Origin of the sequence: Ekhidna sp. (genome assembly GCF_965247405.1) — a bacterium.
GTDB lineage: Bacteria > Bacteroidota > Bacteroidia > Cytophagales > Cyclobacteriaceae > Ekhidna.
Window position 1 is genome coordinate 3,716,862 of the sequence record NZ_OZ252014.1, and the last position, 15,764, is coordinate 3,732,625.

Annotated in this window: 5 protein-coding genes; 4 read left to right on the top strand and 1 reads right to left on the bottom strand. The window is 42.7% G+C overall.

Features of this window, described 5'->3' with window-relative positions; genetic code table 11:
* Positions 1-93: 93 nt before the first annotated feature.
* The gene (locus tag ACP14Y_RS17200) at positions 94-4,557 is read left to right on the top strand and encodes a T9SS type A sorting domain-containing protein (protein ID WP_424964132.1); all 4,464 of its coding nucleotides are present in this window, start codon (positions 94-96) and stop codon (positions 4,555-4,557) included.
* Here the strand turns inward: ACP14Y_RS17200 and ACP14Y_RS17205 are convergent, their stop codons facing one another.
* The gene (locus ACP14Y_RS17205) at positions 4,558-6,927 is read right to left on the bottom strand and encodes an ABC transporter permease (RefSeq protein ID WP_424964133.1); all 2,370 of its coding nucleotides are present in this window, start codon (positions 6,925-6,927) and stop codon (positions 4,558-4,560) included.
* A 134-nt stretch (positions 6,928-7,061) separates the two neighbouring features.
* On the opposite strand from ACP14Y_RS17205, the gene ACP14Y_RS17210 reads away from it, so the two are divergent.
* The 3 genes from ACP14Y_RS17210 (at position 7,062) to ACP14Y_RS17220 (ending at position 15,759) form a co-directional block, all read left to right on the top strand.
* Entirely contained in the window at positions 7,062-8,813 is a 1,752-nt protein-coding gene (locus ACP14Y_RS17210; protein WP_424964134.1) for a sodium:solute symporter family protein, read from the top strand.
* A gap of 216 nt (positions 8,814-9,029) precedes the next feature.
* Positions 9,030-9,956: an SDR family oxidoreductase gene (locus ACP14Y_RS17215; protein ID WP_424964135.1), complete on the top strand. Its 927-nt coding sequence runs from the start codon at positions 9,030-9,032 to the stop codon at positions 9,954-9,956.
* A gap of 958 nt (positions 9,957-10,914) precedes the next feature.
* The gene (locus ACP14Y_RS17220; RefSeq protein WP_424964136.1) at positions 10,915-15,759 is read left to right on the top strand and encodes a PKD domain-containing protein; all 4,845 of its coding nucleotides are present in this window, start codon (positions 10,915-10,917) and stop codon (positions 15,757-15,759) included.
* Positions 15,760-15,764: the final 5 nt, after the last annotated feature.

Genomic DNA, 15,764 nt, shown 5'->3' on the forward strand with positions numbered 1-15,764 from the left:
CGGGCAAATAGGAGGGTTCATCTAATTATCCAAAACTAACCTTCTGAATTACATATTTTTATCAGTTGATAAAATGTAATAGGGATGCCCGGCATGGTTAGAGCTTTAATTATCTTATTCTTTATTTCTGTTGTAGGTGAACTCTTTGCTCAGCCGGCAAATGATGCATTTGCAAATGCAATTGAAGTTTCAGGGCTTATAAACAATTGTTCCGCTGATGCGGCCTATACTACCATCGGAGCATCCGGAGATCTGAATGCAGGTAGCTGCTGGAATAATGGAGGCCCACAGCTGAATGTCTGGTTTTCCTTTGTTGCAACCACATCCAGCATTAGTCTGACAGTTGATCGCGGTGGAAGTAAAGGGACTCAGCAACGCACCCAGGTAGCTCTTTGGGAAGCAGATGGAACCACTGAAATCAACTGTAAGAGATACCAATACAATACCGAAGATGTGGTGGTGGAAGCCTCAGGCACGCTTACCCCCGGAAACACCTACTACATTTCCGTAGATAGCTACAACACGGGCTATGACGGAACCTTTTCTTTGTGTCTGAGTGATGTGGTATCCAACGATTTTTACGCTGGAGCAATCAATGTAACCAGTCTGATCAATGGCTGCTCCGGAGATGCAGCTTATACCACTATTGGAGCATCAGGAGACTTAAATGCTGGAAGCTGTTGGAACAATGGCGGTCCACAATTAAACAAGTGGTTCTATTTTGTAGCAACTGCCAATAGCATCAGTGTCACAGTAGACCGTGGAGGGAGCAAAGGGACGCAGCAACGGACGCAGGTTGCTATTTGGGAAGCTGACGGCACTACTGAGGTAGCATGTAAGCGATACCAATACAACACCGAAGATGTGGTAGTGGAAGCCTCGGGCACACTTACTCCCGGAAACACCTACTACATATCCGTAGATAGCTACAATACAGGCTATGATGGTACATTTTCTTTGTGTCTCAGTGATGCTGTATCAAACGATTACTATGAAGGAGCAATCAATATAACCAGTTTGATCAACGGCTGCTCCGCAGATGCTGCTTATACCACTATTGGAGCATCAGGAGACTTAAATGCAGGTAGCTGCTGGAACAATGGTGGTCCACAATTAAACAAGTGGTTCTATTTTGTAGCAAGTGCCAGTAGCATCAGCGTCACAGTAGACCGTGGAGGGAGCAAAGGGACACAGCAACGGACCCAGGTGGCCATTTGGGAAGTAGATGGAACTACTGAGGTAGCATGTAAGCGATATCAATTCAATACTGAAGATGTGGTAGTAGAAGCTTCGGGCACCTTGACACCCGGCAACACTTATTATATCTCCGTGGACAGCTATAACACAGGTTATGATGGTACTTTCTCCTTATGTCTGAGTGATGCTGTTTCGAATGATTTTTATGAAGGAGCCATCGATGTTACAGGACTGATTAATGACTGTTCGGCAGATGCTGCGTATACGACGATAGGTGCATCAGGGGACTTAAATGCGGGCAGCTGCTGGAACAATGGTGGCCCACAGTTGAACAAATGGTTTTCGTTTGTAGCATCTTCATCCAGCATTAGTGTGACAGTAGACCGAGGAGGGAGCAAAGGGACACAGCAACGGACGCAGGTGGCCATTTGGGAAGCAGATGGAACTACCGAGGTTGCTTGTAAGCGATATCAATTCAACACCGAAGATGTGGTGGTAGAAGCTTCGGGCACCTTGACACCCGGAAACACCTACTACATATCCGTAGATAGCTACAATACAGGCTATGACGGTACATTCTCTTTGTGTCTGAGCGACGAAGTTTCCTATGATTATTACGAGGGAGCCATTGAGATCGCAGATATTAATAATTGGTGCTCATCTGATGCTGCTTATACGACAATTGGGGGCTCTGCTGACAGAAACGCAGGTAGCTGCTGGAATAACGGAGGTCCTCAGCTAAATAAGTGGTTTTACTTTGTGGCAGTAACCGATGGTATTTCCGTGACCGTAGACCGAGGTGGTAGTAAAGGAACACAACAACGAACCCAATTGGCGATTTGGGAAGCGGATGGAACTACCGAGGTTGCATGTAAACGGTATCAGTTCAATACTGAAGATGTGATAGTGGAAGCAGCTGAATCATTGACACCCGGAAATACCTACTACATATCCGTAGATAGTTATAATACTGGTTACGACGGAACCTTTACACTTTGCGTGAATGATAATCCTTCTTACGACTTTTATTCGGGAGCTTATGAAATTACAGACCTGAATAACTGGTGTTCGGCTGATGCTGAATTCACGACGATAGGTGGATCTCCGGATCTTAATGCGGGAAGCTGCTGGAACAATGGTGGCCCTCAATTGAACAAATGGTTCACATTTACTGCTTTAAGTAGTACGGTTGATATTACGGTGGATAGAGGTGGTAGCCAGGGAACACAGCAAAGAACCCAGCTAGCCCTATGGGAAGCCGATGGAACAACTGAAATTGATTGCAATAGATACGCCTCCAATACGGATGATGTTTCTATATCGTACACGGGCCTTACGGCTGGAAATGACTACTACATATCGGTAGATAGCTATAGTACAGGCTATGATGGCACATTCACACTTTGTGTTTCTAACATCGATGAAACGTATTATTCGATAGGGGATGGAGCATGGAATGATCCTGCTAACTGGTCATTCAGTGGACATGGTGGAGGCTCTGCTGGAGATTATCCTCAAGCAGGGGACGTTGCTTATATTGAAGGAAACAGCATAACGGTGAGCTCAAATCAGGAAGCAGCTCAGGTGAATATAAATGTAGCCACTGCAGCAACAAGTCTGACCATTGATGGAGCTACACTAGATGTAAACGGTCAATTCAATTTCACTAATACAGGGAATAATTTCAATGGAAATGTGTCCATAATAAATGGTGGAACCCTTGATGTTTTGGACGATCTGACATTGACCCGAAGTGGAGGAGTAAACACCTTTGATCTAAGTGCTTCCGGTACATCAGTCATGAGTGTCAATCAGGATTTCATTGTAAACAGCACAGGTGGAAGCACTGTCAATAACACCATAAATATCAATAATACTTCTTCGCTAACAGTTAGTGGCCAGACCACATTGAGTACGCTATCAGGAGTTAAGACAATCCTTGCGTTAAATGATGCCAGCTCTTTCACACCAGCAGAAGACATCAACTTAGTCGCAGACGGTGTTGATTTGGTTGAAATCGAAATTAATAATGATGCCACATTGAATGTGGGCTCCACTATTTTACGCGGAACTCCAGCATATGGGATTCTGGATTGCAATGACAATGCCCTGGTGGCTTTCAATAGTACAAACAACTTACAGATTTGGCCTGCCACTGCCGGAGAGTCTACTGATGGATTTAATTATGTTAACGTATTAATTGATAATTCGAGAATAACCTATCCACAGATAACCCTGGAGGGTGATGTTTCAGTGTCCGGAACACTGACACTGACGGATGGTATCGTACAAGGATCATCCAGTGCGGTGCTTACCCTTCCAAATGGTGCTTCTCTTTCCGGTGGAGGAGCTGATTCATTTATTGATGGTCCGCTTGAAAATATTGGTAACGAATCTTTTCAATTTCCGGTGGGGGATGGAAACATCTGGGCGCCTATCGAAGTGACAGGCTTAGTTGGAGGTGATGCAACTACATCGTTCACTGCAGAGTATGTCCATGCTTCTTTGGGCAATTTAAATATCGAAATACCTGATGACAGTGGAGAGGACTTAGACCATGTGAGCTCTATTGAGTATTGGAATCTGGATGTAAGCGGAAGCCTCACCAGCGCTAATGTTACTTTACACTGGAAAGATGCTTCCAGGAGTGAAATTGCAAATTATGCAGATTTACGTGTTGCACATTTTGACTCAGGAGATAGTGAATGGGAAAACTATGGCGTAGATGCAATCAGCAGTATGGATCCGGGATCAATAAGGGTTGATAATGTTACCACCTTTAGCCCTTTCTCTTTTGGTTCCATCAGTACCAGCAATCCGCTACCCGTTGAGTTGGCGTTCTTTGATGGAAGGAATGAAGGAAATGAAATTGTCCTTGACTGGGCTACATACTCTGAAATCAACAACGATCATTTTGTGATTGAGGAGTCCTTTGATGGAGAAACTTTTGAGCAGATAGCGCTCATTGCCGGAATGGGCAACTCCAATATGTTGAATGAATATAGTTTCAGGAAGCAAAAGATATATAGAGGTGATCTTTTCTATCGCCTAAGCCAGGTAGATTTTGATGGTGCTACGGAAATGCTTGGAGTCGTTCATATCACTGATAGCGAGGCATTAGAAAAGCCTATGTTCTACCCTAATCCACTTGAAGGATCGGAACTGACTATTCAATTATTCGGTTTATATCCATCTGTTGTCGTAAGGATCAATGACTTAGCGGGAAGCCTTGCTCACGAAACACACCTGGATCAACCCTCTGGTGAAATTACTTTACAGACGCAACTAAATCCGGGGGTGTATGCTGTGACAATAATCACACCGGGAGCAAAAACGATTCATCGTTTACTGGTAAAATAGTTACTCATTCCTTAGCGATTTTACAGGGTTAGCCTTAGCTGCTCTGCGCGCCTGATCAGAGACAATCAGGATAGCAAAGATGAGCACAATGATCCCCACCATCGGAAAGATCCACCAGACAATATCTACCCTGATGGTATATCTATCCAGGTACTGATCCAGCAGATACCAGGCAAAAGGTGCAGCGATGATGAATGAGAAAACTACCAATTTTGCAAAATCCTTAGACATCAAGCCCATCAGGCTTGCTATGGTAGCACCCAGTACTTTTCGTATGCCGATTTCTTTAATACGCTGCTCAGCGGTGTATGAGGCAAGTCCAAATAAGCCAAGACCGGTGATAATCATGGCCAGTGTTGCAAAAAGACTTGCCAGTTTTCTTGTCAGATTGATGGTCGTGAACTTTCGTTCAAATTCCACGTCAGCGAAGTTGTACTCAAATGGATAAGCAGGATTATGTTGAGTGAAAATTTCTTCAACCCCTGCCAGTGTCTGCTGGAGGTCATTGGTCTTTTTGAGGCGCACGGAGATGTAGCCACCCCAGTCATCCAGAATCATGAACATAGGTTTTACCGGATCATACGGAGAACCCATCAATACATTGTCAACCACGCCTATGAGCTTACGTTTGTCACCCCACAGATCGAGGTTCGTGCCAATCGGATTTTCCAGTCCCATGATATCTAATGCGACTTTATTGATCACAATCGCACTCGAATCACTTCCATATTCCTTGGAAAAGTCACGTCCCATTAGAACATCAATGCCCATCGTTTTGGCATAATCATAAGTGGTGGTGATGGTAGTAAATATCACCCTTCGATCTTCAGGTTTCCCCGGCCATCCCAGAAAGTTATTGGAATTGATTTGGGTGATCTGTGAATTGGAACGTGTAACAGACTCAGCCAGGCCGGATGATTCTAGTTCTTGTTTCAGTACCTCATAGTTATCCCGCAGATCATCGGTGAGCTCCACTGCAATCAGACGCTCCTGGTCATAGCCCAGGTCTCTGTTCTTCACAAGATTAATTTGCTGGAAAATCACAATCGTGCTGATCATCAATACAATGGAAAATCCAAATTGCAGAATCACAAGAACTTTTCTCGGTGTGGTTCCTCCCTTGCCCGCCTTAATGGTTCCCTTCAATGTTTGAACAGGATTAAAAGAGGAGAGGTAGAAGGCAGGGTAGCTGCCGGCTATAATCCCGAGTACCAGAATGATCCCTACAGAAGCTAACCAAAATGCTGGTGAAGTATAGTCAATAAAAAGCTCCTTATCCACCAATGTATTGTAAGAAGGAAGAGCCAATTCGGTCAATAGCACAGCTATGAGGAATGCGATAAATGTGATGAAGATGGACTCAGAGATGAACTGATAGATCAACCGGGTTCGGCTCGTTCCAAGGCTTTTTCGGATACCTACTTCTTTGGCTCGTTTTTCTGATCGTGCGGTGGCCAGATTCATAAAATTGATGCAGGCAATGATCAGAATGACAATGGCAATGGCAGTGAACAACTGAACATAGTCACTTCTTCCACCTGCCTGATTTCCTTCATCATCCCAGTTGGAGTACAAACGCCACTGAGACATGGGGTGAAGAAAGAAGTGCTTTTCCATGCCATGTTCTCCATCTTTTTCCATCGCCAGGTCGTAGATGCTCTGCTCTACATCTATCTCTCTAATAGGGTCATTTAGCTCCACAAAGACCTGAAAAGAATAGTTGCCCCAGTTGTCTTTGTTGTCGCGAACCCATTCATTGACAGATTCACGATATTTCCATGTCGCTAGGTAATCGAATTGAAAAGTGGAGTTTTCAGATACGTCCTTTGCGATGGCACTGACTTGGAGTGTGCCTTCATTTTCCAACTTCACCTGTTTGCCGATTGGATCTTCATCTCCGAAGAGAATTTTAGCCAGCGACTCTGACAATACAATGGACATAGGGTCTTTTAAAGCTTCTTTATGGGTACCCGAAACCAAAGGAAATTCAAACATTTCCAGAAACTCTTCGCTCACAAAGTACCCTCGTTTGATGATTCGTGTATCCCCAGCGGTCAGCAAACGATTGCCACCCCATCCGGTGACCACCGAGCTTTTAATATTGCTGTCAATTACCTTCATCTCCTCATAGGTTGGGAGAGGCACTGACTGCCAGTTATTTACTTTATCATCAAATTCTGAACTAATCCATAGCTGGTACAATCGATCATATTTGGGTAGGAATTTATCATATGACACCTCATCTGCTACCCATAAAAGGATGAGCACACTGCATACGATACCAATAGATAAACCTGAAATATTGATAATGGAATACAATCCATTCTTTTTCAGATTACGGATGGAGATAAGGAAGAAATTCTTAAGCATAGTCTTTGAGTTAGATTGATTTAAGGATATCCATAGCCAGTGGATAGTTGCATAATTCAATAAGAATTACTTTGTCAATTAGCGATGGTTACATTCATCGTATTATTTTGCTGTCTTTAAACTACCTAACCTGAATGGCACTATCATTAAACGACTGGATTGTAATTGGAGTTTTCTTTCTAATTGTGCTGGGAATTGGCTTAGCAGCAAGCAAATCGGCGGGAAAGAGCTCGCTTGAATATTTTCTTGCAGGCAAGTCCATGCCCTGGTGGTTGTTGGGAGTGTCCATGGTGGCAACTACCTTTTCAGCAGACACACCCAATCTGGTGACAGGATTCGTAAGAGAGGATGGTGTAGCAAAAAACTGGGCTTGGTGGTCGTTTCTGATAACCGGCATGGTGACCGTATTTATCTACGCCCGACTGTGGAGACGATCTGGGATTCTGACTGACCTGGAATTTTATGAATTGAGATACGGAAGCAAGGCTGCTTCATTTCTTCGTGGGTTCAGAGCCCTGTATCTGGGAGTATTTTTCAACTGCCTGATCATGGGGTCTGTCACCTTAGCCGCAATAAAAATCTCATCCATATTGTTTGGGCTAGAGCCGATCTACACCGTGGTGATTGCCTCAGTGGTTGTGGCTGCCTATTCTGCACTTGGTGGGATAAAAGGCGTAATCTGGACCGATTTTTTTCAGTTTGGGATTGCATTGGTTGGTGCTGTTTATGCAGCGTATGTAGCAGTAACACAACCCAAGATCGGCGGCTTATCAAACTTGCTTGCCAATGAACTAATCCAGGAAAAACTGGATATCATTCCGGATTTTAGCAATACCTCCCTTGTGGTTTCCATGTTTATCATTCCCCTCGCTGTGCAATGGTGGTCGGTGTGGTATCCGGGGGCTGAGCCGGGCGGAGGTGGGTACATCGCCCAACGTATGCTGGCAGCAAAAAATGAACGACATGCAGTAGGAGCGACACTCTTTTTCAATTTTGCACATTATGCTTTGCGACCATGGCCATGGATCCTGGTGGCACTGGCTTCTATCATTTTGTATCCGGATCTTGCATCTATTCGCCAGGCCTTTCCAAATATCAGTGACCAATATCTGGGAGACGATATCGCCTACCCGGTCATGCTCACTTTGCTTTCTCCCGGTTGGCTAGGGCTGGTGGTGGCCTCACTAATCGCCGCTTATATGTCGACAATCAGTACGCATCTCAACTGGGGATCGTCATACGTAGTGAATGACTTCTACCAGCGATTTGTGAAGCCAGATGCATCAGAGAAGGAATTGGTCTTGGTTGGCCGTTTGTCGACTGTTGCATTAATGGTAATTGCTGGGGCACTGTCACTTACCATTTTGGAAAATGCTACTCAGGCATTCAACATATTGTTGCTCTCCGGAGCAGGAACTGGAGCCATCTTTTTATTCCGGTGGTTTTGGTGGCGAATCAATGCCATCACTGAGATTGTCGGGATGGTCGTAGCTACGATCAACGCATTTGTGTTGGTACTGGGTATATCTGACGAAATGTTGGCGAATCCTTATCTCGATGCATTTTCCATGCGATTGTTGATAGCCACTGCAATAACTACGGTCGTTTGGATTTTCACTGCCCTTCTCACAAAGCCTGAAGATGATGAAAAGCTCGCCTCCTTTGTCGCGAAAGTAAAGCCTGGAATTGGGTGGCAACAATTTGAATCTAGAGGATCATATAAGCTGGGATATCAGCTTTTATCAATTTTTGTAGGAACAATAGGGGTCTATGCCGCTCTGTTTGCAATTGGGAATTTCCTTTATGGAAACACCTTTTTCGCAATAGTGATGCTTTTTACCTTCTCATTATCCGTTTATTTGATTATCAAATGGTGGAAAGATTGAAAAATACCCCAATCTGGGTATTGATTATCATTTGATAAGTGCTGTTCTTTACATACAGATACTCACCGCTCTATTCACTGCCAAATGTAGAGGCTCCTTTTAGGGCCTCTTCTTTTTTGCTTCTACTTGAAGGTAGCCAGTCGTTGCACCGCTTCAAGTGGTTGGACCACTTTTTTATCTCCATTGGCTATATTGCTGATCCTAACAAAATTTCTTATGAGTCACACACAAGGTATGCTTAGCCCTGAGTCTTTGAAGGGGAAAACGATTATCGTAACAGGAGGAGGAACAGGATTAGGTAAATCCATGGGATCCTATTTTTCGGAGTTGGGCGCCAACCTGGTCATCACTAGTCGGAAGATGGAGGTGCTGGAAGAAACCGCAAAAGAAATAACTGACAAGACCGGCTATCCGGTACATTGTGTAGCGTGTGACGTGCGTGAATATGAACAGGTGGAGCGAGTGATTAAAGAAGCCAAAGAAAAGTTTGGTAAAGTGGATGTGCTACTTAATAACGCCGCAGGCAATTTCATCAGTCCTACCGAGCGACTGTCACATCGGGCTTTTGATACGGTAGTGGATATTGTATTAAAAGGTAGCTACAATTTCACACTTGCCATGGGCAAGGACTGGATTGAGAATAAGCAAGGAGGTAATATCCTCAGTATTGTAACCACCTATGCCTGGACAGGATCAGGATATGTGGTGCCTTCAGCTTGCGCTAAAGCTGGTGTACTGGCAATGACCCGATCACTTGCAGTGGAGTGGGCTAAATATGGAATCAGAAGCAATGCCATCGCTCCGGGACCCTTCCCGACCGAAGGTGCCTGGGATCGGTTACTACCAGGCGATTTAAAGAAGAAATATGATCCGGCCAAAAAAGTACCTCTGGGTAGAGTAGGTGATCATCAGGAGCTGGCGAACCTTGCCGCCTACCTCGTTTCCGATTATTCAGCGTATATCAATGGTGAGGTAATCACCATTGATGGTGCGGAGTGGCTCAAAGGGGCTGGAGAATTCAACATGTTGGACGCCATTCCGGAAGAACTTTGGGAAGCCATGGAGATGGGCCGGAAGAAAGGCGGCTCCAAACTCAAAATGATGTGGCTCTATTTTAAAGGGATGCGAAAGCTGAAGATTTAATAAGTCGTCCCACCACTCCGAGTGGTTGGCTGACTAGCTCATACCAGTTACATAACCGTCATCGCGATCTTGCGAAGCGATCTTAATCTTAGAACCGTCATTCCGCCTGCCTGCCGGTAGGCAGGAGCGCAGCTAATGAATCTTAAACCGCCTTGATTTGTGAGATTGCTTCGTCGTTCGTTTCTCACTCCTCGCAATGACGAAAACATTATTATTATCGTCATCGCGAGCGAATGCGAAGCGATCTCAAAGTAGGTGGGCAGTAACAGAGCATAAGGTTGCTTAGTAGTTTGTACCTCAATCCTCACAATGATAAAAACAACATCACCACCGTCATCGCGAGTGAAACGAAGCGATCTCATAAATGACATGTGAACTGGGTGCGCTGCTGTCATACTGAGTTTATCGAATATGTGGGTGGGATGTATACAGTTTGTTGGCTTTGCTACCTGTCTAGTCTTCGAGACCCTCAGATTGACAAACGGGATTGCTTCGTCGTACCTCCTCGCAATGGCGGAAACATCATTATTACCGTCATCGCAAATCTAACTTACCATCCAAGTTCTCCTCCTTGAGCGATCCGAAGATTCGGGGCTAGGGGGTGATATGATCATCCTGATATTCGATTCTAAGACATGTAGAATTCCATTCGTTCATTCAGAGCTACACTTTATCCTTCGTAGTTTACCATTCATTCATTCAAGCAATGGCAAATTGACATTTTCGATTAATTCAAATATGTTTGTCAGCTACTTGTTTTAGTTAATAACCACAATTTTTTACCTAACCTAACTTTATTCATCATGAAAAGTCCACTTGCTTTTATCCTCTCACTTGTTTGAAAATCACCCTACCATATTGGTTTTCTATAGCGGATATATATTGTTTTAATAACTGTTTATACAATCTGAATAATTCGTTCAATCCTACTCTCTTGTAGACCTAAACTTCTTAATCTATGCAATGGCTTATCAAAAGCTTGAGAATTCTGATACTTTTTACAATTGTTATAAACTCTGTCTACAGTCAGGGAATTATAAGTAATATCAATGAAATTTTACCTGCACCAACAGCATCAGGAATAACCAAATATGCTGAGATTCCGGTAAACTATTACTCCGGTAAGCCCAATATTTCCTTGCCTATTTATGAGTTGAGTGATCGAGATATATCTGTTCCGATAAGCTTGAGTTACCACGCTGAAGCGATAAAAGTAGATGATGTTGCATCATGGGTAGGATTGAATTGGTCCCTCATAGCCGGAGGGACAATTACCCGCACGACTATTGGAAAACCAGATGAAGGACCAAATGGTTTTCTATCTATTTTGGAAAATGATTCACGCCCAATATACGGCATTCATACGGACGATCCTTCTTTTGCTCTGGATCCTGAAGATGGAGAGGATAAAGGACTTTTAGAGCTGATCTATTCAGGTACATGGGATACCAGACCGGATGAGTTCCGATATAACTTTATGGGTTATTCAGGTTCTTTTATGTATAATAATGACGGTGTGATTGTAACCATCCCTAAAAAAAACTTTCTCTTCGATATTCAAACTGAAACAAACGCAAGCGGAATAACAGGCATAAAAATTACAGATGATAAAGGATTTGAATATCAATTCGGTGGAGGTGAGGCAACAGAAATAACCTCCGTTACAACTTCTGAGTCCGCTGGTGCCAGCTCTGCCTGGCATTTGACATCTGTAACATCTCCTGCTGGAGGCGTGATAACCTTTACCTACCAGCCTAATGTAATTAGCTATCAGGTAAGGGAAACAGAATATTATGAAACACCTCAGGCCAATTGTCAAGCGAATGTAAATTCTGCTCCACAACAATATCAGATTACAGAGTATAATCTTGCATCTATTACTTCAAGTTCCATTCGGGTAAACTTCATACCTGATATAGCTCCTAGAAATGATTTGTATGGTGGAGTTCGGTTAAAGGATATAGAGGTGATTGACTTAAAATCAAGTGAGCTACTAGAAAGCTATGAATTGATCCATGATTATTACAATGAAGAAGATGATGAAGAATTGAACCTGTATAGTCTAACGCCAAGGAGATTGCGTTTCAAAATGTTGAAGAAGAAAAGCCTGGATGATGATTTCTGTAAGGATCAGGTACATCTGGTGGAATATAATGCAGATAATATATTGAGAAGAAATTCAATGGATCAGGATCATTGGGGATTTCAAAATTCCGTTAATTACTATGCATCCGGTAATGATACGATGATTCCACAGGCAGGCGCTAACAGATCACCAAATAGCAGCGGATTTAAGGGACTTATTAGCAAGCTGATCTACCCTACAGGAGGATGGTCAGAGTTTGAATTTGAAGGATATACTCACATTGAACCTACTGAAATTGAGTACTCTAGAACGGTAGGTCTTAATCAAAGCTTTGAAGTGAATTGTGATCTACAGGTGGGAGCATCCGTACGGGTGGAATTCTCAGGAACTGAAGCGCCGGTTTTCTTAATCGATTTCGAGCATAATACAGACCCTTCAAAAAATTTTAGTACTTCATTTAACCTGACTCCCCAATTTAATCATTATCAATTCTGTCATGAACCTGGAAATGGAAGTCTTCCTGAATGCGAAAATGTGGTGGAGGGAGAAATATCCTTTCAAACTACTATTAGCTTTCCTTATGATGGAGAGGGAATATACATAGGCCGCCTCAATGAATCATCTACTTCAAATGTATCAGGCCTATACTTTACTATGTACTATGACTGGTGTACAATTGAACAAAGGGAAGTCTATTATGTTGGTGGTGCTCGTATTTCAGACATTATGTACTACTCTAAGGAAGGTGACCTTGCAAAAAAAACTGAGTTTTCTTATTCAAATATCAATGTCTTAAACCCTGTTTATGAAGAGGATTATCGCATCCCACATTACAGTTACTTTCCAGTAGAAGAAACCCAACCATGTGTTGTAGAAGTGTTCTCCTCAGAGTCGGGAAAAACGGGAGGCCTAAACGCTGGTCATGAAACAGTGATTGTAAGGGATGTGGTAGAGGGAGCTTACAATGGAAAAACGGTTTATACTTACATGCTTACTGAAAATAGAGGAGGAGGTTCTGGAAACCCTAGACAACAACGCATCACCAAGCCATATCTACAAGGAGTCCTTTTACAAAAAGATATTATAGATCGGAGTAATACAATAATTGAGACCAAGAAGTATAAATATTCACTGGACACTGATATGGATCGGGTATGGGGATTTGCTTTGGGAAGAAAGGCGGATTATGCATTTGTGGATAACTCCTCGGGTGGTGGCGGTGGTGAAGTTTCTGTGATCTACTTTTATGAATGGTTTCAAAATCCATACACTTACGATGTTGAATGGTTAAGGTTAGACAGTGTGATTAATCACAAAGAGTTATCTGGCAATATACTAGAAAAAGTAACAGTGAACGCCTACAACGATAAAAACCTGCTATCCAAGGAGACAACATTTGCAAGTGATGGAACCTTAATAGAGACTGATTTGGAATACTCTTTTGATTTTAATGGAACTGCTTTTTATGAGCTTATCGACCGAAATTATATAACTACTCCCATTCATAAGCAGGTGAGAAAAAATGGGAAGGTAATTGAGGATACATATAATCAATTTAGCACGTCAGATTTGGTTTTACCACAAAGTATCCATACACTTAACTCGCAAATACCTGTAGAACCAATGGCAGTCAGTTCCAGTGCGAATGTGGACAATGACGGTAGTATAAGCTTTGGAAATTTGCACAGATTGCAAGTGGCTTTTGAAGAGTACAGTCCTGAAGGACACCTAGAAACGTTTCGGTCTGATAACCAAATCCAGACTAGAGTAGTTGATGCCTTCGGTAACCCTTCAGCGTTGTTTCACAACGCGAAAAACAACGAAGTTTACTTTGCCTCATTCGAAAATGATAACCAGTCGGTACTCTCAACTTATAACCCTCTTCAAGCAGTAGATGATGGTTTTGATGATTCAAATGGCTATTCTGGAGATATCCTTTTTCAACCGGAGTTTGTAGATAGTAATAAGTCCTTCATTGTTGGCTTCATGGCAAAAGGAGGAGGAAATGTGAGTGTGAACGGTGTTAGTCTTACAACGAGTGCCAATTGGGAATACTACGCAATATCTGTAGAGGTTGAATTCTCTGACATATCGATAGATATCTCAGAGGCAGTAATTGATAATGTGATCATTTACCCATCGCATGCACGATTTCTTGGAGCTCAGGTTAGTAAAGTTGGGGTAGGAGCTATTACTTCAATTGACCCAAACGGAAAAACATCATCGTATAAATACGATGGGTTTAATCGATTAACTCATGTATTAGATCATGATGGTCATGTTTTAAAACACAATGAATATGGGTTTTTGGATAAGGCTGCTAAGGCAGATTTTGAATTCAACTCTATTGGAGATGGGTTCTTTCTAAATGAAGAAATCCGGTTTGATGCTACCATGAGTAGTGATCCCGAGGGTAGGGGTTTACTTTACAATTGGTCGTTTGGTGGTACAGATCCGGTAGAAATCCATCAGTTTACTACCCCAGGCAATATAGAAGTTTCCTTGACTGTAGATAATCAATGTGCTGAGCCTGTGACTATTACAAAGAGTTTTGATATTCTGAATAGAGATCCGGTTGCTGATTTTACCATTAGTGCTCCAAATGGATTCTACATTGATCAAAATATCAGCTTTGATGCTAACTCCTCATATGACCCGGACAACAATCCATTGGCTTATAATTGGAGCTTTGGTGGGACTCAGCCATCGTTAAGTAAAGTGTATGGCAATATTGGAAGCTACAGCGTAACTCTTACGATAACTGATGATTTTGGGGCTACTGATAATATTACGAAAACATTTGAAATCGAGAATAGAGATCCAGTGGCTTTATTTTCAATGACTGACCTTAATGACAATAATATCTCAAGTATTAGAGAAGGCTGGCTAATTAAATTAGATGATGCTGGTTCTTATGATCCTGAAGGCCAAAACATTCAATATTCCTGGGTAATACAAGGTGGTTCTTATGGAGGTGGCACAATCATCGGTAGCGGACCTTCAAGCAATCATAGTATAAACGACCCGGGTACATATAATGTCATACTTGAAGTTGAAGATGAGTACGGTGCTACAGGGAGACAAACCAAATCTCTTACTGTCACAACTGCTCCTGATGTTGTTTTTAATGGACGAGTAGTCGATTCCAACGGCTATCCTGTACCTAATATTCAAGTTAGCGCCTCATCGGGCGGGGCAGGTACCACAAACTCAGATGGGTACTATACAATTGAGACTCAAAATAGATCAGAAATAACAGTTACTCCTAATCATAGTACGTACACTTTCAATCCTGCAATGCGGTTATTCTCAGATCCAGAGGGAAATACTTCCGTCAGCAATTTTATTTCAAGCGGAGGAGGAGTAGCACCACCTAATCCCTGTGATTCAAATCCTGTAATTGTTAATCCGAGTAGCAAAACGTATTCTGGAACTCCCGCATCCAGCACATTCAATGTTTCTAGTAGTGGTTCATTTTCTGTTAGCGATAATAGATCCTGGATAACGATAAGTAATAAAACTTCTTCAAGCTTCAAAGTGAACGTAACTCAAAATGGTTCTTCAGTTAGGACAGGTACGGTTACTGTTACACAAAATGGATGTTCTCGATCAATATCAATAACTCAACAAGCTTATCAGGTAGATCCTTGTCCTCCGGGATGTACCTGGAACGGCAGTTATTGTGAAAGCTCCGAGGGTATTCCTTGTAATAACTAATAGTC